This window comes from Bradyrhizobium ferriligni (genome assembly GCF_056837965.1).
Genome location: NZ_JBXEJO010000088.1, coordinates 1 through 22,931, shown reverse-complemented (window position 1 = coordinate 22,931; position 22,931 = coordinate 1). Strand labels below are relative to the sequence as shown.

The window sequence follows — 22,931 nt, the reverse complement described above, 5'->3', positions numbered from 1 at the left end:
TCTGGAATACTGGATCGCCCGCTTTCGCGGGCGATGACAGCAACGTTCGGGGCTAAGAGTTCCCTACTCCTGAATCCCGTAGCGGTGCAGGTCGTTGCCGTAGGTATCGAGCCAGTTCTTGGCGCGCATCACCGACGCGCAGACCTTGTCGACCACTCGCCAGAACCGCGCCGAGTGGTTCATTTCGACGAGATGGGCGACCTCATGCGCGGCGAGGTAATCGAGCACGAAGGGCGGCGCCAGGATCAGCCGCCACGAGAACGACAGCGAACCCGCCGAGGTGCACGAGCCCCAGCGGCTCGACTGATCGCGGATCGAGATCCGGCGTACCCGCACGCCGAGTTCCGCGGCGTGAAGCTGCGCCGCCTTCTGCAGATCCTTGCGCGCCTCGCGCTTGAGGAAGTCGTGCACGCGGCGATCCATGTGCTCGACGCCGCCGGCGACGCAAATGATCTTCTCGCCGCTGTCGCGCGTCTCGGTCCAAACCGTGCCGCGCTCGCCCGAGCGGTGCACCAGGCGATGCGGCACGCCGCGCAACGGCACCACGGTGCCGGGCTGGAACGGCGCGGCCTTCGGCAAGCGGCCAAGACGGGCGGCAATCCAGCCGCCATGGAGATTGGCGAACTCCTTGGCTTCGGGAATCGTGCCGCGCGGCGGCATCGTCAGGATCGCCTCGCGATCGGTCGGATGTATCCTGAGCGTGTAGCGGCGCGCACGCCTGTGCCGGCGCAATCTGACGGTGAAGAACTGGGAGCCGTGTCTGACCAATACGGTCGCGGGTTCGGCAGGCCGCCGATAGAGGAGCGCGCGAGTAGCCATTTCTGAGAGTCCGGGGAGCAGGAGTTCGCCCGAACTTTGCCATATCCGCCGCCAGGGAAAGCGCTCGGCGCAAAAACAAATCATTTGCCCAATATACAGGGGCTAGCCGTTAATTGACCTCTACCGGCAGGGGTCGGAACCGGAATTTTTCTAATGAATCGGAGTCGCGAACAAGGCTCAAAGGATGAAATTAAGTTCACCCCTTGAGCCTTGCCCGATTTGAGATTCTTTTAGTTAAATCAATGGCTTGCGCGACCGCGAAAATAGCGGCCGGGGCGATACCTATTCGGCGGCGGCGACCAGGGAAAGCCGCGTATTGGCCGCCGAAACCATGAAATCGGAGATTCGCGGCACGATTTCGGAGCGAAAGCGCGAGCCGTTGAACACGCCGTAGTGCCCGACGCCCTTCTGCACGTAATGCACGCGGCGATGGTTCGGAATCGCGGTACAGAGCGCGTGCGTCGCCTCGGTTTGACCGAGGCCGGAGATGTCGTCCTTCTCACCTTCGACCGTCATCAGCGCGACGCGGCGGATCTTCGACGGATCGACCGGCTTGCCGCGATGGGTCATCTCGCCCTTCGGCAGCGCGTGCTTGACGAAGACGAGGTCGACGGTTTGCAGGTAATATTCGGCGGTGAGGTCCATCACCGCGAGATATTCGTCATAGAATTCGCGGTGCTTGTCGACGAGATCGCCGTCACCCTTGACCAGATTGGCGAACAGCGCCTTGTGCGCGTCCATGTGCCGATCGAGGTTCATGCTGATGAAGCCGTTGAGCTGCAGGAAACCCGGATAGACGTCACGCATCACGCCCGGATGCGGGAACGGCACCTTGGTGATGACATTGTTGCGGAACCACTCGATGCCGCGCTCTTCCGCGAGGTTGTTGACCGCGGTCGGATTGCGCCTGGTGTCGATCGGCCCGCCCATCAGCGTCATCGACAGCGGCACGAACGGATCGTTGTTGGCTTCCATCACCGAAACAGCCGCCACGACAGGCACCGAAGGCTGGCACACCGCGATGACGTGCATGTTGCCGCCGAGCGCGTGCAGCATCTCGATCAGGTAGTCGACATAGTCCTCGAGATCGAACCGGCCGGCCGCGAGTGGCACCATGCGCGCATCGGCCCAATCGGTGATGTAAACCTCATGCGTCGGCAGGAACGCCTCGACCGTGCCGCGCAGCAGCGTCGCATAGTGGCCCGACATCGGCGCCACGATCAGCACGCGCGGCTGCGGCGAGCGCAACGGCCGCGTCAGCTTGCGATCGAAATGCAGCAGGCGGCAGAACGGCTTTTCCCAGATCGAACGGACCTCCACCGGGGTGCGGATGCCGTTGACCTCGGTCGTCGGCAGGTTCCATTCGGGCTTGCCGTAGCGGCGCGTGGTGCGCTCGAACAGCTCACAGCCGGCGGCGATCGATTTGCCGAACTCGGTGTGGGTCCACGGATTGAGCGGGTTCTGAAACAGGATTTTGGTGGCGTCGGTCACCGCGCGCACCGGATTGAGCGACGCATGCGCCATCTCGTACATCCAGTACAACGGCGTCGTGAGTGCCGGGCTGCCTTCCGCCGCTAGTGGCGGGGCACCGCCAAATTCACCGATGGGCATAGTATTTTCAGACCCCTGTTTTGCGCCGCAGCATACTGACCGCTGCGTAACAATGCGTCAATGAGCCGCGAGCCGAATCTGGGGTCGATATCGGGCTAATACACCGAGAATCCACGAGAAAGTGACATTTATTCACCACCGGCGAGCAGCGAGCCGTTGCGCTTGGCGCTCTGCAAAAGGGCAAGGAAGATCGCAAAAGAGGCAGCGAACAGGACCGCGTTGATGACCAGCGCCCACGCCATCAGGTCGGCGCGGAAGACGTGATCGATCAACAGCGAGCGCATGCCTTCGAACACGTAAGTCGGCGGCAGCGTCCAGGCGACAGCTTGCAGCCAGGCCGGCAGCACCTCGACCGGATAATAGATGCAGGCGAGCGGCATCACCGCGAACATCAGCGTCCAGACGATGCTTTCCGCCCCTAACCCGTTGCGCAGCACGAGGCCCGAGGCGAACACGCCGACCGACCAGCTCGTGAAGATCAGATTGCAGAAGAACGCGATCAGCGGCAGCCCGATGGCGTAGAAGTTGAAGCCGAAAAAGAACAGCGCCAGCAGCGTCATCGGGATCACGCCGATGGCGAGCCGGATCAGGCTCATGATCATCAGCGAGAGCAGGAATTCGATCGGCTTGAGCGGGCTCATCATCAGGTTGCCGAGATTGCGCGCCCACATCTCCTCCAGGAACGAGATCGAGAAGCCGAGCTGCCCTCGGAACAGGATGTCCCACAGGATCACGGCGCCGATCAGCGTGCCGCCCGCCTTGGCGAAGAAGCCGGATGCCTGCGAAATGTAATTCTGCAGGAAGCCCCAGGTGATGATCTGCAATGCCGGCCAGTAGACCAGTTCCAGCAGCCGCGGCCATGACGACATCAAGAGATACCAATAGCGCAGCACCATCGCGTTGATGCGTTGCAGTGAAATGGTGTGCTGGTGCTGGCTGACGAGTTCGCTCATGGGGTGCCCTCTGGTGCGCCCTCCCGCACCCGGCCGCGCGCCACGTCGAGAAACACCTCCTCCAGCGTGTCGCGGTTGTAGCGCGCCATGATCCGCTCGGGGCTGTCGTCGTCCTCGATCTTGCCGCGCTTCATGATGATGACGCGGTCGCAGAGGCGCTCGACCTCCAGCATGTTGTGTGACGCCAGCAGGATGGTCGCATTATGGGTCTTGCGATAGGTCTCGAGATGCTGCCGCACCCAGTCGGCGGTATCCGGGTCGAGCGAGGCGGTCGGCTCGTCGAGCAGCAAGAGATCGGGCTCGTTGATCAGCGCCTTCGCCAGCGCGACGCGGGTCTTCTGCCCGGCGGAGAGCTTGCCGTTGGAGCGATCGAGGAATTCCTTGAGATCGAGATCGTCGGCGAGCTGGTCGATCCGCTCGCGCAAGTGCTGCACGGCATAGAGGCGGCCGAAAATGGTCAGGTTCTGCCGCACCGTGAGCCGCATCGGCATGTCGACATAGGGGCTTTCGAAATTCATCCGGCCGAGCACATCGTAGCGCTGCTCGGGGATTCGTGCACCGAGCACCTCGACGCTGCCCGAGGTCGGCAGCACCAGGCCCATGATCATCGCGATCGTCGTGGTCTTGCCGGCACCGTTGCCGCCGAGCAGGCCGGTGATGCTGCCGCGCGCGATGCGGAACGAGATATCGTCGACCGCGCGGGTGGTCTTGTAGACCTTGACCAGATGCGCGACGTCGATCGCGGCCGATCCGCCCTGATCGACCGCCGGCGTTTGCGCCTGACCTGTCCCGACCTGTTGCATATGGCCGTCATTGAGCCATTGCGACAATAAGCGCAAGGCTCGGCGGTAATTAAAGGCTTGGCGGTAATTAAAGGCTTGTCCTGCATCGTTGCGCCAAGTCGCGAATTTGTGCGCCGCCCACGGCACAGCTAAGGTCGAGGAATGACCGACGTCGCTTCCGATTTCCGCCAACCCCGCCGCTACGTCCGCCTGGATACGATCCTGCGGCTGCGCTGGCTCGCCGCGCTCGGCCAGCTCGTCGCCATCTTCATCGTGGCGCAGGGACTGGAGTTCGACGTTCCGATCGTCCCTTGCGTCACCATCGTGACGTTCTCGGCGCTGCTCAATCTGGCGCTGCAGATCGCCTTCAACCCGATGCAGCGGCTGGAGCCGGCCTATGCCGCCGCGCTGCTCGCCTTCAACATCGTCGAGCTCGGCGGGCTCTTGTACTTCACCGGCGGATTGCAGAACCCGTTCTCTTTCCTGTTCCTGGCGCCGGTCCTGATCTCGGCTACCGTGCTGCCGATCCGGTTGACGATCGCGCTCGGCTGCCTTGCGGTCGCCTGCGCTTCGGCACTGTTCTTCTACCATCTGCCGCTGCCCTGGGACGCCGACGATCCCTTGGTGCTGCCGCCGATCTATCTGATCGGCGTCTGGCTTTCGATCCTGCTCGCGATCGGTGTCACCAGTCTGTACGCATTCCAGGTGACCGAGGAAGCACGCCAGCTCTCCGATGCGCTCGCTGCGACCGAGCTGGTGCTGACGCGCGAACAGCACCTGACCCAGCTCGACGGCCTCGCTGCCGCCGCCGCGCACGAGCTCGGCACGCCGCTGTCGACGATCTTCCTGATCTCGCGCGAGCTCGAGAAGACGGTGCATGACCCTGCCATCGCCGGCGACCTCAAGACCCTGCGCGAGCAGGCGCAGCGCTGCCGCGACATCCTGAGCAAGATCGCGCAATTGTCATCGAGCGGCGCGCCGTTCGACACCATGAAGCTGTCGACCTTGATCGAGGAGGCGGTGGCGCCGCATCGCGATTTCGGCATCAACATCAAGGTGCGGCTTGCTGTCGCAGCAACGCCTGAACCGGTCGCCGCGCGCAATCCGGCGATCCTCTATGGCGTCGGAAACATTCTCGAAAATGCGGTCGATTTCGCGCACCAGACCGTCGAGGTGAACGCGTGGTGGAACGCCGAGACCGTTGAGGTCGTCGTCTCCGACGACGGTCCGGGCATCGCGCCCGACATGCTGAAGCGGATCGGCGAGCCGTATCTGTCGCGCCGCCGGGGTGCGGATGAGGCCCAAAACCCACGTGGGGGCCTCGGTCTGGGCGTTTTCATCGCAAGGACGCTGCTGGAACGCACCGGCGCCAAAGTGTCGTTTACCAATCGCACCTTCCCCGATCACGGCGCCGTGGTGCAGATCGTCTGGCCGCGAGAGAGCTTTGAGGAATCCGCGCCGGGCGACGAAACCGAATCCTAAGAACGATTCTTAATCGCAACTCTGGCATTACGGATGCATTGCTCTTTCCAGACGAGCACGCGACTTTCGGCTGCCTTGGCAGCGCCACGGTAGGACCCCATATTGTTGGTGTCTGCCACAGGGAAAAATGGACCGTGAACGCCATCACTGAATTGAATGACCATGCTGACCGCTCGCTCCTCATTGTTGAGGACGACAAGCCGTTCCTGGAACGCCTGTCGCGCGCGATGGAGACGCGCGGCTTCGCAGTGAAGTCATGCGACACGGTGTCTGATGGTCTCGCCGAGATCGGCCGCGCCGCGCCCGCTTTCGCGGTCGTCGACCTCCGGCTCGGCGACGGCAATGGCCTCGACGTCGTTTCGGCACTGAAGCGCAAGCGCCCCGAGGCGCGCGCGATCGTGCTGACCGGCTACGGTAACATCGCCACCGCCGTCACCGCGGTGAAGATGGGCGCCGTCGATTATCTCTCGAAGCCCGCCGACGCCGACGACGTCGTCGCCGCGCTGCTCGCGACCGGCACCGAGAAGTCCGAACTGCCGGCCAATCCGATGTCGGCGGACCGCGTGCGCTGGGAGCACATCCAGCGCATCTACGAGATGTGCAACCGCAACGTCTCGGAGACCGCGCGCCGTCTCAACATGCACCGCCGCACCCTGCAGCGCATCCTCGCCAAGCGCGCACCGCGCTAAGCGATCGCTTCATTTGTTTTTCGCGATGGCCGGGCTAGTCCCGGCCATTTGCTTTTCGTCGCTTCGTAGGGTGGGTAGAGCGAAGCGAAACCCACCAACTTCACGCCGCGGCGACAAGTGATGGGTTTCGCTTCGCTCTACCCATCCTACGCCTCCATGTCCGTCACCCTGAGGAGCGCGCCCTTGCGCGCGTCTCGAAGGGTCGACGGCCACCAGCCGGGCCGTGCATCCTTCGAGACGCCGCTTCGCGGCTCCTCAGGATGACCGGATCACAACCGCACCTGTCCTAAAGCTCATGCCCCTGCGGATCGACGAGGCGGTTGATCCGCTGCGCTGCGGCCATCGCAAAGCGCACCGTCATCGCCTTGCGGGTTGCCGCCGGCAGCCGATGCTCCGGCGCTTCGCAATGCAGATGCGCGCCATAGGCGTCGGCGATGATCAAACCGGTGTCCTCCGGGAAGATCTCGCACGGCAGATCCTGCGTGAAGGCGAAGAACAGCCGGTCGCAATGCATCCGGTAGTCCTGCCATTTCTGGTCGGCGCGCAGATCCTCGACCGATGACTTGATCTCGACGATCCAGATCTCGCCGCGCTCGTTCAGCGCGACCAGATCGGCTCTTCGGCCGGACGGCAGCGGCAATTCGCTGATGCAGGAAAATCCCAGCGATCTCAGAAGCCTCGCAGTGCCGCGCGCGATCGCAAGCGCAATCTCCGACTGGCGTCGGTCGGGCGCGGGCACAAGCGCGATCTGGCGGGCGGGTGAGTCCATCGCAAAGAGACTAGCCGATTCCACCGGGCATGATCCGGAAAAGTGGAGGCCGGTTTTCCGCGAGGATCATGCCCCAACGCATAGAGCACTGGCAGCGCCGGAATCGGCTGCAAATTCGCGAGGAAGGCGCCTTGACTCCGGCCTCAAGCCACCGCAAAGCCGACGGAACCTGGTTCCGAGGGACGCGGCCAGATCGTCACCATCGAGACGCCGTTCGACGAGGACATCATCATCCTGCAGCGCCAGATCAACGGCACTGTGATCCCCTACGGCCCGCGCGCACTGCAGAAGCGAACGGAATCGAAGACCCAGAGCTGGCGAGCGTCGCCGGCCCGTGCGCCGGAGATGGCAAGCTTCATCAACAAGCGCGCCAAGGCGACGTCGGAGGCGGTCACCGGCGACGGTGACCTGGTCGCCGACGTCGCGGCCGGCCGCAACGATGTGGCAAAGGTCAAGGAGGAGGATCTGCCGGACAATCTCCGCGCCATGAAGCCGGAAGCGCGCACCGCCGAGATCGACAAGCAGATCGTCCAGCGCAAGGCGCTGAACGAGAAGCTCGCCACGCTGGTCGCCAAGCGCGACAAATACGTCGCCGAGCACCGCAACAGCGCGCCGAAGGCGTCATCGTTCGATCGCGTCGTCGAAGACACGTTGAAGGCGCAGATCAAACGGTAGCCGCTCGGCGCGGAGCGTCGTCCGGCTCCGTGCGGGACGGCGCTCGGCAGGAACCCGTCGCCGCCTCACCGCTTATCCTCCCGGCCGCCGCCACGGGTGGACCGGAGAGGATTTTACCTGGTGATCGACGACCTCTGGTACAAGAACGGAGTGATCTACTGCCTGTCGGTTGGCACCTACATGGATGCCAACGGCGATGGCATCGGTGATTTCAGCGGCCTGCTGCGGCGCCTGGACTATTTGCACGGGCTCGGCATCACCGCGATCTGGCTGATGCCGTTTCAGCCTTCGCCCAACAGGGACGACGGCTACGACATCTCGAACTATTACGACGTCGATCCGCGCTACGGCACGCTGGGCGATTTCGTCGAATTCACCCATGGCTGCCAGCAGCGCGGCATCCGCGTCATCATTGACCTCGTCGTCAATCACACCTCGGATCAGCACGCCTGGTTTCGATCAGCGTGCAGCTCGAAGGACTCGCCGCACCGCGACTGGTATGTCTGGTCGGACAAGAAGCCCGCCAATGCCAATACCGGCATGGTATTTCCCGGCGTTCAGAAATCGACCTGGACGCGCGACAAGCAAGCCGGTGCCTGGTACTTTCATCGCTTCTACGATTTCCAGCCGGACCTCAACACATCGAACCCGCATGTGCAGGCCGAGATCCTCAAGATCATGGGGTTCTGGATCCAGCTCGGCGTCTCGGGCTTCCGCATGGACGCCGTGCCGTTCGTGATAGCGACCAAGGGCGCCTCGAGGCGCAAGCCGGTCGAGCAGTACGACATGCTGCGATCGTTTCGGGAATTCCTGCAATGGCGCCAGGGCAACGCGATCATTCTCGCCGAAGCCAACGTTTTGCCCGAGACGGACATGGAATATTTCGGGCGTGACGGCGACCGAATGCACATGATGTTCAACTTCCACGTCAATCAGCATTTGTTCTACGCGCTGGCGTCGGCGGATACGAAGCCGTTGGCGAAGGCCCTCACGGCGACCAAGCCACGGCCCGCGACCGCACAATGGGGCCTGTTCCTGCGCAATCATGATGAACTCGACCTCGGGCGCCTCTCCAAGCCGCAGCGCGAGACCGTGTTCAAGGCATTCGGTGCCGACAAGAGCATGCAGCTCTACGACCGGGGCATCCGGCGACGGCTAGCGCCCATGCTGGGCGGCGACCGCCGACGCATCGAGCTCGCCTACAGCGTGATGTGCACGCTTCCCGGCACGCCCGTGATCCGCTACGGCGATGAACTCGGCATGGGTGACAATCTCGACCTGCCCGAACGCGGTTGCGCGCGCACGCCGATGCAATGGTCGACCGAGCCGCACGCCGGCTTCACCGAAAGCGATCGGCCATGTGTGCCCATCATCGACAATGGACCGTATGGCTATGAGCACGTCAACGCGGCTAAGCAACGGCGCGACCCCAATTCGATGCTGAACTGGACCGAGCGGATCGTCCGCATGCGCAAGGAAGTGCCCGAGGTCGGCTGGGGAGATTTCAAGGTCATCGCAACCCGAAATTCCGCCATCCTGATCGTCCGGTACGACTGGCGTAACAACTCGGTGCTGTTCGTGCACAATTTCGCGGAAAAGCCGCTCGAGATATCTTTCAACGTCGGGCTGCCCGACGATGCCGGCAATCTCCTCGTCAATCTCCTGACCGAGGACCACAGCCGCGCCGACGATGCCGGTCGCCACAAGCTTCTGATCGAGGCCTATGGCTATCGCTGGTATCGGGTCGGTGGGCTCGACTATCTGCTCAAGCGCAGCGACGTCGATACCAACGAGCCCCGCACACGGCGTCAATCGTCCTGATGCGGTCCGAGGATCACGCCCTCATTGGCGCGCAGATCGAGCACGCCTTCGACCTTCTCGCCCTGCCGGTCCATCAAGGTCGACAGCAGGACCTCATTGCTGAAGCCGATCGCGCTTGAGGAGACCGACGCGGCGGCCGCGCCGAAGTTCAGCGCGATCACGGCGACGCCCTCAGTGCTGCGCCGCCGATAGAGTAGCACATCACCGTGCGCCGCCACCGGCTCATAGCTGCCATGGACGAGCTGCGGCAGCCTTCGCCGCAGCGCGATCAGCGCCTTGTAGAGGTTGAGGATCGACGTCCGCTCCGCCTCGAGACTTGCGACGTTGTCGCTGGCAAAATCCTGCGCCAGCGGCAGCCACGGCGGGGCTGTCGAGAAGCCGGCGTGGCGCTCGGCGCTCCATTGCATCGGCGTGCGGCAGCCGTCGCGGCCGACGCCGATATCCGGCACGTTCTTCTCGAAGGGATCGCGCACCTGATCCGGCGCAATCGCAACCTGGCGCATGCCGATCTCGTCGCCGTAATAGAGCGTCGGCGTGCCGCGCAGCGTCAGCAGCAGCATCGCGGCGACCGGCGCCTGCGCCGGCCCCACCCGGCTCGCCACCCGCGGCCGGTCGTGATTGCCGAGCACCCAGTTCGGCCACGCCCCCGGGGGCAGCGCCTTTTCGTAATCGGCGATGATCATCTCGACCGCGCGCGCGCTCCACAAGGTCGACAGCAGCGCGAAGTTGAACGGCATCTGCGCGCCGCGCAGATCGTTGCCGTAATAGGCAACCAGCCGGTGCAGCGGCAGATAGATCTCGCCGATCAGCACGCGGTTGTCGAATTCCTCGGTGACGCCGCGCATCTCGGTGATGACGGTGTGCACCTCGAGCTGATCGGTCGAATATTGCGTCAGCAGCTTTTCGTGCGGCGGCCGGTCCGCGCGATAATGCGGGTTCGTCGGGTTATCGCGGAAGTCGGCATCCTTGATCAGGTGCCAGATCACGTCGACGCGAAAGCCGTCGACGCCCTTGCGCAGCCAGAAGCGCATCACGTCGTAGATCGCGTCCCTGACCTCGCGATTGCGCCAGTTGAGATCGGGCTGCTGCGCAAGGAAGGCGTGATAATAGTATTGGCCCGAGGCCTCGTCATACGCCCAGGCACTGCCGCCGAACTCGGACAGCCAGTTGTTGGGCGGGCCGCCGTCCGGCGCCGGTTCGCGCCAGATGTACCAGTCGCGTTTGGGGTTGTCGCGCGAGCTCTTCGCCTCGATGAACCAGGGATGCTGGTCGGATGTGTGGTTCGGCACCAGATCGAGGATCAGCTTGAGGCCGGAATCGTGCGCGGCCGCGACCAGCGCGTCGAAATCCTCCATCGTCCCGAACAACGGATCGATGCCGGTGTAATCGGAGATATCGTAGCCGAAATCGGCCATCGGCGACGGGAAGATCGGCGACAGCCACACCGCGTCGACGCCAAGCCGCGTCAGATAGGGCAGCCGCGTGATGATCCCCTTGAGATCGCCGACGCCGTCGCCGTCGCTATCTCCGAACGAGCGCGGATAGACCTGATAGAAAATGCCGCGTCGCCACCAGCCCCGGTCGTCCTGATCCATCCCGTCCCCCAAGCTCGCAGCCCGGCCCAGGCCGCCCCGCGCCCGGGGCCGCCGATCGGGTCAGGGATGACGCACAATTCGGGACGGAAAGATGGCGCCGTAGCGCCGTAGCGCCGTAGCGCCGTAGCGCCGTAGCCCGGATGGAGCAAAGCGTAATCCGGGACCACTGGCACAATTGGCGAGATTCCCGGATTTCGCTTCGCTCCATCCGGGCTACGGGTAGACTTAGTGCCGGGCGATCGCCAGCTGATAGATGGTGATCAGCACCTCGAACAGGATCAGAAAAACGATGATCAGCTCCAGCCGCAGCGAGCGGCTGGTGTCGATGATGTCGGTCAGCACCTGCGCGGTTTCGGCCACGACCGCGAGCTTGCGGTTCAGGGATTCCGCACGCTCCTTCAATTCATACTCGTCCTCGAGCCTGGCGTAGAGTCGCTCGAGCTGCGGCTTGTCCCAGAGGATATCGGGCTTCTCCGACACTTCGACCGGTCCTGCCACGCGATGCCGCACCAGCAGCGCGTTGCCGATGTGCTTGAGGATCGCCACGCGGCCGCGATGGACGCGGCCGCCCTTGGCGAGCTCACGTGCAAGCGGCTCGGTCGTGTCGAAGACCGCCCGGACCTCGCGCTCGTGCCGCGCCAGCACCACGCTTTTCGCCAACGCCTCGCCGACCAGGATCAGCCGCTCCGGCGAGAGGCCTTGCAGATAGATCGGGCCGCCCGGCGGAATCTGATCCTCCTTCTCTGCGGCGAGCTCGATGATTGCGATCTCCTCCTCGCGCCGCGTGAACAGGCCGGTCATGCGCGACTGCAGGCTGCGCAGGAATTCATCCTCCTCCAGCGCATTGAGGCCGATCAGGACGACGACGCCGTAGCGGAACAGGATTGCCACGCCGTTTTCATTGACGCGAAACGCCAGCGGCGTCGTGGCCAGCACGTCACCGCGCTCGAGGCCCGACGTGTTGATGCGGTCCGCGACGAAGAAGGCGCGCGCGGTGGTCCGGGGTCCGCCGATCGGTGATTTGGGAGCCTGGGTCATGAAGTTCCGGACTGCGAGGACTTGAATCGTGATCGAGAGCAGCCGCGTACCGGCCTGCTCGCGAACTCGTTCTGCTGGAGGTGACCTTATCACGGTCCGTTTTGGGATCACACGCCGGGGCAGCCGCATTTCCGGTGCGTGTTGACGGCGTTTGCCGGAAGCCTATGGTGCCCACATGAACGAGACAACCGACACCAAACCGAAGGCCGGCGCGATCATCGTGCCGGTGACGCTGTTCGAGCAGAACTGCACCATCATCTGGCACGAGCCGACCAAGAAGGCCGTGGTGATCGACCCCGGCGGCGACGTGGCGAAGATCCAGGCCGCGATCAAGCAGACCGGCGTGACGGTCGAGAAGATCTGGCTGACCCACGGTCATATCGACCATGTCGGCGGCGCCGCCGAATTGCGCGACGCGCTGCAGGTCAAGATCGAGGGCCCGCATATCGCCGACAAATATCTGCTCGACAATGTCGTCTCGAGCGGCGAGCGCTTCGGCATGAGCGGGGTGCGCAATTTCGGACCGGACCGCTGGCTCGATGAGGGCGATCAGGTCTCGATCGGCGATCTCACCTTCGACGTCCTGCACTGCCCCGGCCACTCACCGGGCAGCGTGGTGTTCTTCAACAAGGAGCTGCGCTTCGCCCATGTCGGCGACGTGTTGTTTGCCGGCTCGGTCGGGCGCACCGACCTGCCCGGCGGCAGCCATCCAACGCTGATCCAGTCGATCAAGGACAAGCTGCTGCCGCTCGGCGACGATGTCGGCTTCATCTGCGGCCACGGCGCCGGATCGAGCATCGGCCAGGAGCGGATGACGAATCCGTTCCTGACCGGCGAGATGTAGCTACTTCATCAGCCCTTACTCATCAGCCCCGCAGCAGTGAGCGCCCGCGTGATGGCGCCGCCGACATCGACACCCTTGGTCCGTCGCTTGCGCGGCCGGTCGCTCTTGCGGCCGGATGCCACCTCCGGCTCGGCCGCGGGCACCGGTACCGTCATCGACACCGTGTCGGCGCGCTCGCGCGGGATTCCGGTCGGCGCGATATGCGGCTGACGGACCTTGTCGGTCAGGCCGAAGAAGCTCGCGATGTGATAGGACGAGGAAATCCCGGCCTCGATCAGGAACGCGCCCTCCACGCCATAGCGCTCGTCATTGTCGGCAAGCCCAAGCGGCGTGCCATGCGCCATGTCGGCGATGGTGTAGGACTCGACCAGCGTTTCGCCATCGGCGTTCCACCACACCTCGCGCGGATGGCCGTCGACATCCGCCTTCGACATCGCAGCAAGCGGCAGGCCGTGCACGTCGAGCCACTGCCGCACGATCGCATCGGCATTGCCCGGATGCACGGTGCGGTCGGCACTGCCGTGCCACACCGAAATCTTCGGCCAGGCGCCGCCATGCGTCGAGGCGTTGCGGACGAGACCGCCGAGCTCGGGCGCGGACAGCGCGCTGCCATGCATCATCGCGTGCAGCGCCTCGCGCAGATCGGTGGCGACGCCGAACGGCAGGCCGGCGATGATGGCGCCAGCCGCGAACACATCCGGATAGGCCGCGAGCATGACCGAGGCCATCGCGCCGCCGGCGGACAGTCCTGTCACATAGATGCGGCGCGGGTCGATCTCGTGCGTGCCGACCAGATGCGCGATCATCTGCCTGATCGACGCGGCCTCGCCCTGCCCGCGCGCGATGTCCTGCGGATTGAACCAGTTGAAGCAGGTGTTGCCATTGTTGGAAGCCTGCTGCTCCGGCATCAGCAGCGCAAAGCCGTAATGCGCCGCAAGCGCCGACCAGCCGGCACCGAGATCGTACGACGCGGCGGTCTGGCCGCAGCCATGCAAGACCACGACGAGCGCGGGCGACCGCGCCAGCTGCGCGGGCACGAACGAATACATCTTCAGATCGCCGGGGTTGACGCCGAATTCGGTCGTCTCGACGAGCGGCGTCGGCACGGCCGGCGCGAGTACGCCAAGGCCGCTGAACGCGTTCATCTTCGGCAGATGACGCAGAAATTCGACGTTGTTGATCAGGGACAACAGCAACTCCTGAGGTGATTTAGTCTTCTGTGTCACCCGATCAGATAATTGCTGCACTGCAAAATGAAAAGGCCGTGTGCTGTCTTTCCCTGCGGAATTGTGAGAATCGGCGTTAACGCGTGATCGCGCCGCGGGCTGCGTGAAATGGTTGCCTTAGCACCTTGTCGAGCATGAACTTTTCGAAAGGAATGCGCCACTTGCGTGCGCATTCATGCGCTCGCGCGGCGCATCCATGACAGAAATGCGGCTGAAATGGTGATCGACAGCACAAACAATGCGCATGCCGCAAACAGCGCCAGACGTGCTGACATCGTGCTCTCGATTGCGAAGAAGACGGCGCCGATCGCGGCAACGCCGGCCGCGTTGCCGATCTGCGTCGTCGTGCCGTACATGCCGGAGCCGGCACCGGCGCTGGCGGGCTGCACGCTCGCGAGCACCGCGCTCGACAATGGCGCCATGACAAGCCCCTGGCCGTAGCCGAAGATCATCAGCACCAGTGCGAGCAGCAGTGCCGACGGTGTCGCGACCGCCTCAATTGTCGCGACGAGCACGGCGAGACCGACGATCTGCAGCGCACAGCCCTCGATCAGCACCAGCGTGCCGCGATGCCTGGCGCGCAGGCCGCTGTGACGCGAGGCAACCACGAAGGTCAGCGCCAGCGGCACGAACACCAGCCCGGCCTCCAGCGGCGGAATCTGCAAGCCCTTCTGCATGAACATGGTCATGATGAGGTAGAAGGACAGGTTGGCGAAGAAGAAGAAAAACACCGCGACCAGCCCGCGCATGAAGGCGCGATCCGACAGCAGCGACAGATCGATCAGGGGCATGCCGCCGCGGCGCGCGACGGACCGCTCGAGCCGCACGAAGGCCGCGATCACAGCGATGCCCACTGCCATCACCAGCCACACCCATGCCGTCCAGTTGAGATCATGGCCGAACAGCAGCGGACCGATCAGGCACAGCAGGCCCGCGAACAGCACGATCGCGCCCGGGATATCGAGCCGCGTGCCGGCGCGGCGCGGCACCGTCGGCATGATCTTCAGCGCCGCGGCGATGATGACGACACCGCACGGCACATTGACGAAGAACACCGCGCGCCAGCCGAGCCCGGCGAGGTCGAGCGTCACCAGCACGCCGCCGAGCATGAAGCCGGCGGCGCCCGCGAGCCCCAGCACGATGCCATAGATGCCGAACGCCCGCGCGCGGGCGGCGTCTGAGAACAGCAGATGCAGCGTCGCCAGCACCTGCGGCACCATCAGCGCCGCGGTTGCGCCCTGCGCGAGCCGCGCGACGATGAGCTCGGGCCCGGACTGCGCGAGACCGCACCACAGCGAGGTCACCGAGAATCCGGCGACGCCGGCGATGAACACGTTCCTGGTGCCGTGGATGTCGCCAAGCCGGCCGCCGGTGACCACCAGCGTGGCATAGGCGATCAGGTAGATCGCGATCACGGCCTCGATCTGTGCCGGCGTCGCGTGCAGCTCCGCCGCGATCGTCGGGATCGCGACGTTGACGATGAAGGCATCGACCCCGAACATGAATTGCGCTGACACCACGATCGCCAGCACCCACCAGCGGCGGGATGTGTCCGCCCGCGTCGAAACGATCTGGTGCATGTCCTGTCCTGCCCGATATGACGTTATGGCGGACATCAGCAGATTCCGGTCATCGCTTCGATTACCTGCGAGGTAAGCCCGGGATCACAGACGCTCGAGCCCCGGCTGCCAATTTGCGTTGACGCGCTGGGAAACATTCCGGACGGCGGCAATCGCCGCCGATTTGCGCAACAACCATGCGACCGCCGCAACCCCCGAGCATTGCCTTGCCCCGGGCCACCCCGTAGGTTGGCGGAAAGCCCCCGATAACAATAGTCCGGAGAGAACGACCCATGGCGCGCCTCAAGTTCGGAGCCTTCCTCGCCCCGCATCACCCGATCGGCGAGCATCCGATGCTGCAATTCCGTCGCGACCTCGATTTCGTCGAGCAGCTCGACGCGCTCGGTTACGACGAATTCTGGTGCGGCGAGCACCACTCCTCGGGCTGGGAGACCATCGCCTCGCCGGAAATGTTCCTGGCCGCCGCCGGCGAGCGCACCAAGCGCATCAAGCTCGGCACCGGCGTGATCTCCCTGCCCTATCATCACCCCTTCAACGTCGCGCAGCGCATGGTGCAGCTCGACCACATGACCGGCGGCCGCGCCATCTTCGGCTCCGGCCCCGGTGCGCTCGCCTCCGACGCCCATACGCTCGGCATCGACCCGATGACCCAGCGCGACCGCCAGGATGAGGCGATTTCGGTGATCCGCCGCCTGTTCAACGGCGAGCGCGTCACCGCCAAGACCGACTGGTTCGAGATGCACGACGCCGCGTTGCAGATCCTGCCGCTGCAGGAGGACATGCCGTTCGTGGTGGCCTCGCAGATATCGCCGTCGGGCATGACGCTCGCCGGCAAATACGGCATCGGCATCATCTCGCTCGGCTCGATGTCGACCCAGGGCCTGATGGCGCTGCCGCAGCAATGGCAGTTCGCCGAGGACGCCGCCAAGAAGGCCGGCACCACCGTGAGCCGGTCCAACTGGCGCGTGCTGCTGTCCTGGCACATCGCCGAGACGCGCGAGCAGGCACGGCGCGAGGCCGGCGCCGGGCTGATGCGCTGGCACAACGAATATAATGTCGGCACCCTGATGCGGCCGGGCCTGACGGCGTTCTCTTCGCCCGACGAGGCCGTCGACAAGACCGCCTTCGTCGAAGGCGCCGCGTCCACCATCGGCACGCCGGATGATCTGATCAAGATGATCAAGAACCTGGTCGATGTCTCCGGCGGCGTCGGCTCGATCATCGGCTTCGCGCACGACTGGGCCAATCCGGAAAACACCCGCCGCAGCTGGGACATGGTCGCGCGCTATGTCGTGCCCGAGATCAACGGCTATATCGACGGCCTGCGCAAGTCGCGCCAGTTCCTGATCGACAATCGCGACGTGTTCGAACGCGCCGGCCAGGCTGTCATGGCCAAGATCATGCAGAACGACAAGGCCGCCGCCGCGCTTCAACAAACCGGCCCCGGCCGCGTCGCGATCCCCGCGGTGAATGCACCGGATCTTGCGAAGGCAGCGGCCAAGCAGAAGGTGTGAGGGCGCCGCGGCGCCACTGTTCGTTCCGTCATCCTGAGGAGCGCGAAGCGCGTCTCGAAGGATGCACGGCCACAGTCGGGCCGTCGTGCTTCGAGGCTCGCTTCGCTCGCACCTCAGCATGACGGTGATGAGGTAGCGCGTGCGACTCCTACCCCGCGTCGTCCTGGCGAATGCCGGGACGACGGCGAGTTTGTGGTACGGCCGGCGCATCATGAGTTTGCATTCTCGCGACATGTTTTGTCCGAGCTTTGCTCTTCGTTCCGCCCTCTGTGTTGTAGAGGGCGCAGGGAAAGCCGGGTGCCGATCGCACCCATGGGCCCCGTGCAATGGGTAGAAAGCACGGGGATAGGACCACAGGTGTAACCGGAGCAATCCGGCTTTCCCTGCGCGATGGCTTACGGCTTACTTCGTGCTCTCCCCGGCGAGACTGGGCTTTTTTGTCACCGCCGTCGCAAAACGCGCTTTCGCGTTCTACAACAGGACACCTACCGCTAGGGCGTCAGGCCTGCACGACTTCGCCGTCCGCCTCATGCGCACTCGTCAGTTGCGCAATCAGCGTCCACCGCATCCCACACCGCGTTCGTGACGATCGCGAAGCGCCCCTCGATCGGGTGAGACGGGCGGAATTGAACATCTGATTTGCCCGACGACGGAAGCGCTAATTTGCCCGTCGGGTTAATTTGCCGCACCTGATGCCAGCGACGCCGGCTTGTGTCGCTTTGTGACCCTTCGCGACCAGCAGCTTCAACAGCTGCGCCGTCACTGTAATATTCGGAGAATCTCATCGACGGTTGCGGTGACCGACCTCGTTGTTTCGATCTCGTAGTGAGCAGACTTCCGTAACAGAGGCTCGATGGTCGAGATCAGATGGCAAACCTTGTTCCGCTCCTCCGCGATTTGTCCGTAGCCGCCGGATCGCATCGCGAGCCGCTCCATGATTGTTGCGATAGGAGCCGAGAGAAGGACTATGACATCGATCATGGAAAAAAGTCGGCGCATATTCTCGGCACAGCCGCTAATGAACAACGTACCGTCTCCTGGCTTGGACAGGAGCGCGCGAACGCGATCTTCTCGCCAGACCCAGTCCTTTCCTTGCGTTGGCGTCAGGGTGTCTGCGGAATCTGCGTCGACCCATTGAGACCACTCGGGCGTGTCAAGGTCGTAAGCCTGATGACCTCGCGCAACCAGCTCTTCGACCGCGCACGATTTCCCCGTTCCAGACATGCCCGTGATCAAGACGCGCTTCATGCATTTTCCTCGCCCTGAAGGAATCTGCCGTGCACGTTATGGATTGCTTCCGCCTTCGCCAATGCTTCTGCGGACAAATCGCGTCGCTCGCAATGACGGATGCCGCTACCCCGCCCCCTGATCGAACGCCTTGCGCAGCGAGACGTAGCCCGCCTGCTGCTGGCTCCAGTTGCGGCCGCCGGTGATGGCACCGTCGATCACGAGATCATGGCCGTTGATGAAGCTCGACTCGTCGCTCGCCAGGAACACCGCGGCATGCGCGATGTCGTCGGGCAGGCCGGCGCGCGGGATCGGCTGTGCCGCCTTGTAGACCTCGCGCATCACGGAAGCGGTCTTCTCGGCCGCTTCCGTCGACAATCCGAGCGCCTTGCCGAAAATGCCGGTGGCGATCGCGCCGGGCGAGATCGAGTTGACGCGAATGCCGGACTCGCCGAGCTCCATCGCCACGCATTTGGTGAGATGGATGACTGCCGCCTTCGCGGCGCCGTAGACCATCGACGAGGAGAAGCCGGCGAGCCGTCCGGCGATGCTCCCATTGTTGATGATGCTGCCGGAGCCCTGTTTGCGCATGTAGGGCGCGGCATGCTTCATGCCGAGCATGACGCTGCGCACCAGCGTCGCCATCGCGGCGTCGAACCGCTCGACGTCGAGACCTTCGATGCCCCCGGTCTGCGCCGGGCCGCCGGCATTGTTGAACAGGCAGTCGATCCGGCCGAACTTCTCGACCGCAAGCGCGATCAGCGCCTGCATCTGTTCCTCGACCGTGACGTCGGTCTGACGAAACACGCAAGCCTCGCCGAGTTGTTGCGCCAGTGCCTCGCCCTCCGGCGCGCGACGCCCGGCGATCACGACCTTCGCGCCCTCCGCGACAAAGATCTCCGCCGTGCGTAGCCCGATGCCGCTGGTCGCCCCTGTGATCACCGCGACCTTGCCGTCCAGCCGTCCCATATCGGTCCCTCAACTTACGTATGATGTTGCGGATATTCCCCAGCTCCTGCTGCCAATACAAGCACTTGCACGCCGCCACGCTCGCAAGGTCCGCCTGTGGCCAGAAGGCCACAACTGCGGTTTTTCGGTCGCAGCGGCCTTATTTTGGGTCGCCTGTTCACGTGAACTGGAACGAGCAATGGCGAAATGGATCGATGATTTCAGGGCGTGTTGGCGGGGCGATGTCCAGCCGTCGGTGCGGCTTGCGGTCGCCTTCGCGGTGCTTTGTCTCGTTTTGGCCACGGCCGCGCGCTTCGGGCTCGCCCAGATTCGGCCGGACGTGTTCTTCACGCCCTATTTCCCGGCGGTGTTCTTTGCCACCGCCCTTGGCGGTTTCCGGATCGGGATCGCAACCGCGCTGGCGAGCGGGCTGCTCGGCGTGGTGCTCAATTTCAGCGGATCGCACGCCGATCCGGCGCGCTTTGCGCTGTTGATGATCTTCTGGGTTGTGTGCGGCATCGCGATCTGGGGCGTGGAGCACTACCGTTCCCTGGTCGCTCAGCAGCGCGAAGTTTCCAAACGGCTGATCGAGGAAGAGCAGTACCGCAAGGTCGTGGTCGACGAATTGCAGCACCGGCTGAAGAACAAGTCCTCGACCATTCACGCCGTGCTGCATCAGGCGCTGCAGGACCGGCCCGATGTCTGGCAGCGCATCGACCATCGCATCCGCGCGCTCTCGGCGACCGACGATCTGATCGCGCGGGTCGACGGCTATGGCTGCGATATCAAGGATTTACTGCGCTCGGAACTCGGGCCTTACGGCCACGTGCGGTTCAACCTCAATGGCGAGCAGCTGTTCCTGCCCGCCAAGCTCGCCGTCTCGCTGGCGTTGATCTTCCATGAACTCGCAACCAACGCCGGAAAATACGGCGCCTTCTCCTCGCCGCGCGGATTTTTACAGGTGTCATGGACCGTCGACGACGGTCGTCTCAACGTGATCTGGGACGAGACCGAGGGACCGGTGGTCGAAGCGATCGGCGAAGCCGGCTTCGGCACCAAGCTGCTCAAGTCGGCGCTGCGGCCGTTCGACGGCAAGACCGAGATCAGTTACCTGAAGACCGGTGTTCACTGCACCATGCAGTGCAAGCTTCCGAGCTGTTGATAAGTCGTCATTCCGGCACAGCCGCACGTGTTGGTGCAACCGCGCGCGCCGCAATCGCTTTCACCAGCGGCCGAAGCGGACATTGATACTCTGTTAATGACGATTGCCGCGACGGCTTGCGAAAGCCGTCGCGGTCTCATTCTGTCACGGCATTTCGCAGGTCCGCTTAACCAAAACTACAACGGACTTTGCCAAGGTCGGCGCATGCACAGTCTCACCAGACACGATTTTCAGACGGGCGCGGCAGTGACCGGCCAAGACGATATTTCCAGCAATGAATTACGTATCCTGCGCGACCTTCTCCAACTGCTGCCGGCGGGCGTGACCGTTCAGGACGAGCAGGGAAAGCTCATCCTGGTGAATGAAGCAGCCGCGAGCCAGCTGCAGCTGGCGGCCAGCGCGAGCCAGCCGTCCCCGGTCGACGAGCGCCACGCCGCCAACTTGGACCTGCTGCGCAGCGGCCGTCCGGTGGTGCTCGAGGAAGTGCTCTCCTGCGGCGCCTCCAAATACGTGTTCCTGACCTCGCACCGGCCGGTCCGGATCGCCGGTCGCAATCTCCTGATCTCGACCTCGACCGACATCAGCGAGCAGAAGGCGTTCGAGGACCAGCTGTTCCGCTCGGCCTATTACGACGAGCTGACCGGCCTGCCGACCCGCCGGGTGATCGAGCACCGCGTCAACGGCCTGATCCGCGACGATTCGCAAAGCCATTTCGCGCTCGCCTTCCTCGACGTCGACAACTTCAAGCACATCAACGACTATTACGGCCACGCTATCGGCGATGCGCTGCTCGTTGAACTGTCGAAGCGGCTCGGCCACGCGCTGCGCGAAACCGATATCCTGTCGCGCATCTCCGGCGACGAATTCCTGCTGCTGCTCAACCCGATCAGCGGCAATGACGAAGTCGCCGAATTCATCCAGGTCATGCAGGAGCGGCTGAAGGCGCCGTTCTTCATCGAGGAATCCGAGATCTTCGCCTCGACCTCGATCGGCGTCAGCCTCTATCCGATGCATGGCCGGAGCTACGAGGCGCTGCGCCAGAACGCCGACATTGCGATGTACCGCGTCAAGAACAACGGCAAGGGCTCGACCGCGTTCTTCGACAACAGCATGGAGCGCGAGGCGCTGGCGCGGATGAAGATCGAGCAGTCGCTGCGGCTGGCGATCCTGGAAAAGCGCTTCTGCTGCGCATTCCAGGCCAAGGTCGATATCCGCACCCAGGAGGTGAAGGGCATCGAGGCGCTGGTGCGGCTGCGCGACGACGAGGGTGTGATCCAGGCGCCGGGCACCTTCATCGATCTCGCGGTCGAACTCGGCCTGATCGACGAGCTGACGTTCCTGGTGCTGGCGGAGATCGTCAAGTCGATCGACCTGATCAACGACACGTTCGGTCCGACGGCGACGATCAGCATCAATGTCGCCGCCAAGCAGGCCTCCAATCTCGAATTCATGCGCCGGTTCGCTCGTGCGCTCGAGGATACCGGCTTTCCGAGGCGCTTCATGATCGAGGTGACAGAGGACGCGTTCGTGACGCGGTCGCACTTCCAGGACCAGATCCTGCCGATCCTGCGCGGCATCGGCGTCGGCATCTCGATCGACGATTTCGGCATCGGCTATTCGTCGTTGTCGGCGCTCGCCGACATTACCGCCGACGAGATCAAGATCGACCGCTCCTTCATCACCGACATCCATCAGCGGCCGCGCAGCCAGGGCATTTTGCGCGCGATCGAATCGCTGAGCGAGGCGCTCGGCATGACCGTGATCGCCGAGGGCATCGAGTCCTACGAGGAGCTCACCTATCTGCAGGCGGCGACCAAGATCCGCTATGCCCAGGGCTATTACTTCGCCAAACCGATCTTCCTCGAGGATTTGAAGCCGGCGACGCCGGTCGCCAGCGAAACGCGCGCCAGCATGGCCGCGCGTCCGACCCTGGAAGGCCGCCAGACCTATTCGCGCGCCAGCGGCTTTCGGCGGTAGGGCGCGACGTGACTGCGCTCCCTCTCCCGCTTGCGGGGAGGGTTATCGCATATGCCCCTTGGCGACCGCGCAAGTGCTTGGCCTCGTGGTTCGAGACGCGCCGCAAGCGGCGCTCCTCACCATGAGGGTCTACTATTGTGCCGCAAAACAAGACCTCATCCTGAGGAGCCCGCCGAAGGCGGGCGTCTCGAAGGATGGTCACGAGCTGTCTCTTATACA

General features: G+C 63.9%; 19 protein-coding genes. 8 read left to right on the top strand and 11 right to left on the bottom strand.

The genetic code is table 11. From position 1 onward, the window contains the following. Nucleotides 1-63: 63 nt before the first annotated feature. The 4 genes from AC1VNY_RS36690 to AC1VNY_RS36675 all read right to left on the bottom strand — a co-directional run bounded on the left by AC1VNY_RS36690 (nucleotide 64) and on the right by AC1VNY_RS36675 (nucleotide 4,186). Nucleotides 64-903 (bottom strand): M48 family metallopeptidase, encoded by an 840-nt coding sequence (locus tag AC1VNY_RS36690; protein WP_038387647.1) that lies wholly within the window; start codon nucleotides 901-903, stop codon nucleotides 64-66. Nucleotides 904-1,101: 198 nt separating this feature from the next. Beyond that, the gene (locus AC1VNY_RS36685; RefSeq protein ID WP_028341465.1) at nucleotides 1,102-2,430 is read right to left on the bottom strand and encodes a polyhydroxyalkanoate depolymerase; all 1,329 of its coding nucleotides are present in this window, start codon (nucleotides 2,428-2,430) and stop codon (nucleotides 1,102-1,104) included. A gap of 128 nt (nucleotides 2,431-2,558) precedes the next feature. Beyond that, nucleotides 2,559-3,383, bottom strand: coding sequence for an ABC transporter permease (locus tag AC1VNY_RS36680; RefSeq protein ID WP_482408822.1), 825 nt, complete (start codon nucleotides 3,381-3,383; stop codon nucleotides 2,559-2,561). Continuing rightward, nucleotides 3,380-4,186, bottom strand: a complete 807-nt coding sequence (locus AC1VNY_RS36675) for an ABC transporter ATP-binding protein (RefSeq protein WP_461849004.1) — start codon at nucleotides 4,184-4,186, stop codon at nucleotides 3,380-3,382. Before AC1VNY_RS36675 ends, AC1VNY_RS36680 begins: the two co-directional genes overlap by 4 nt. 141 nt (nucleotides 4,187-4,327) lie before the next feature. Between AC1VNY_RS36675 and AC1VNY_RS36670 the strand changes: the two genes are divergently transcribed. Next, nucleotides 4,328-5,647, top strand: coding sequence for an ActS/PrrB/RegB family redox-sensitive histidine kinase (locus AC1VNY_RS36670; protein WP_028341462.1), 1,320 nt, complete (start codon nucleotides 4,328-4,330; stop codon nucleotides 5,645-5,647). Between the two features lie 134 nt (nucleotides 5,648-5,781). Beyond that, nucleotides 5,782-6,336 (top strand): ActR/PrrA/RegA family redox response regulator transcription factor, encoded by a 555-nt coding sequence (locus AC1VNY_RS36665; protein ID WP_016845514.1) that lies wholly within the window; start codon nucleotides 5,782-5,784, stop codon nucleotides 6,334-6,336. A gap of 286 nt (nucleotides 6,337-6,622) precedes the next feature. On the opposite strand, the gene AC1VNY_RS36660 is transcribed toward AC1VNY_RS36665, so the two are convergent. After that, nucleotides 6,623-7,105: an MmcB family DNA repair protein gene (locus AC1VNY_RS36660; protein WP_482408832.1), complete on the bottom strand. Its 483-nt coding sequence runs from the start codon at nucleotides 7,103-7,105 to the stop codon at nucleotides 6,623-6,625. 345 nt (nucleotides 7,106-7,450) lie between these two features. On the opposite strand from AC1VNY_RS36660, the gene AC1VNY_RS36655 reads away from it, so the two are divergent. Continuing rightward, nucleotides 7,451-7,780 (top strand): hypothetical protein, encoded by a 330-nt coding sequence (locus AC1VNY_RS36655; RefSeq protein ID WP_482408821.1) that lies wholly within the window; start codon nucleotides 7,451-7,453, stop codon nucleotides 7,778-7,780. A 120-nt stretch (nucleotides 7,781-7,900) separates the two neighbouring features. Next, the gene (locus AC1VNY_RS36650; RefSeq protein WP_482408820.1) at nucleotides 7,901-9,601 is read left to right on the top strand and encodes an alpha-amylase family protein; all 1,701 of its coding nucleotides are present in this window, start codon (nucleotides 7,901-7,903) and stop codon (nucleotides 9,599-9,601) included. Here the strand turns inward: AC1VNY_RS36650 and AC1VNY_RS36645 are convergent. Together AC1VNY_RS36645 and AC1VNY_RS36640 are read right to left on the bottom strand one after the other, a co-directional pair. Then, complete coding sequence (locus AC1VNY_RS36645; protein ID WP_482408819.1) at nucleotides 9,589-11,196, bottom strand: alpha-amylase family glycosyl hydrolase; 1,608 nt, start codon at nucleotides 11,194-11,196, stop codon at nucleotides 9,589-9,591. The genes AC1VNY_RS36650 and AC1VNY_RS36645 overlap by 13 nt on opposite strands. 225 nt (nucleotides 11,197-11,421) lie before the next feature. After that, the gene (locus AC1VNY_RS36640; protein WP_482408818.1) at nucleotides 11,422-12,234 is read right to left on the bottom strand and encodes an RMD1 family protein; all 813 of its coding nucleotides are present in this window, start codon (nucleotides 12,232-12,234) and stop codon (nucleotides 11,422-11,424) included. 175 nt (nucleotides 12,235-12,409) lie between these two features. Between AC1VNY_RS36640 and AC1VNY_RS36635 the strand changes: the two genes are divergently transcribed. Next, entirely contained in the window at nucleotides 12,410-13,078 is a 669-nt protein-coding gene (locus AC1VNY_RS36635) for an MBL fold metallo-hydrolase (RefSeq protein WP_482408817.1), read from the top strand. Between the two features lie 8 nt (nucleotides 13,079-13,086). Here the strand turns inward: AC1VNY_RS36635 and AC1VNY_RS36630 are convergent, their stop codons facing one another. After that, complete coding sequence (locus tag AC1VNY_RS36630; RefSeq protein WP_482408816.1) at nucleotides 13,087-14,268, bottom strand: extracellular catalytic domain type 1 short-chain-length polyhydroxyalkanoate depolymerase; 1,182 nt, start codon at nucleotides 14,266-14,268, stop codon at nucleotides 13,087-13,089. Nucleotides 14,269-14,477: 209 nt separating this feature from the next. Further along, entirely contained in the window at nucleotides 14,478-15,884 is a 1,407-nt protein-coding gene (locus AC1VNY_RS36625; protein ID WP_482408815.1) for an MFS transporter, read from the bottom strand. 272 nt (nucleotides 15,885-16,156) lie between these two features. Between AC1VNY_RS36625 and AC1VNY_RS36620 the strand changes: the two genes are divergently transcribed. After that, nucleotides 16,157-17,398: an LLM class flavin-dependent oxidoreductase gene (locus tag AC1VNY_RS36620; RefSeq protein WP_482408814.1), complete on the top strand. Its 1,242-nt coding sequence runs from the start codon at nucleotides 16,157-16,159 to the stop codon at nucleotides 17,396-17,398. 759 nt (nucleotides 17,399-18,157) lie between these two features. Here the strand turns inward: AC1VNY_RS36620 and AC1VNY_RS36615 are convergent. Next, a complete protein-coding gene (locus AC1VNY_RS36615; RefSeq protein WP_482408813.1) occupies nucleotides 18,158-18,646 on the bottom strand; it encodes an AAA family ATPase in 489 nt (162 codons plus the stop codon). A gap of 105 nt (nucleotides 18,647-18,751) precedes the next feature. After that, nucleotides 18,752-19,594, bottom strand: coding sequence for an SDR family NAD(P)-dependent oxidoreductase (locus tag AC1VNY_RS36610; RefSeq protein ID WP_482408812.1), 843 nt, complete (start codon nucleotides 19,592-19,594; stop codon nucleotides 18,752-18,754). A gap of 178 nt (nucleotides 19,595-19,772) precedes the next feature. Here AC1VNY_RS36610 and AC1VNY_RS36605 point away from each other — a divergent pair, with 178 nt between their 5' ends. Further along, nucleotides 19,773-20,735 carry a sensor histidine kinase gene (locus AC1VNY_RS36605; RefSeq protein WP_038387665.1) on the top strand — a complete coding sequence of 321 codons (963 nt, stop codon included), beginning with the start codon at nucleotides 19,773-19,775 and terminating at the stop codon, nucleotides 20,733-20,735. 246 nt (nucleotides 20,736-20,981) lie between these two features. Continuing rightward, nucleotides 20,982-22,712: a putative bifunctional diguanylate cyclase/phosphodiesterase gene (locus tag AC1VNY_RS36600; protein ID WP_482408811.1), complete on the top strand. Its 1,731-nt coding sequence runs from the start codon at nucleotides 20,982-20,984 to the stop codon at nucleotides 22,710-22,712. The last annotated feature ends 219 nt before the right edge of the window (nucleotides 22,713-22,931 follow it).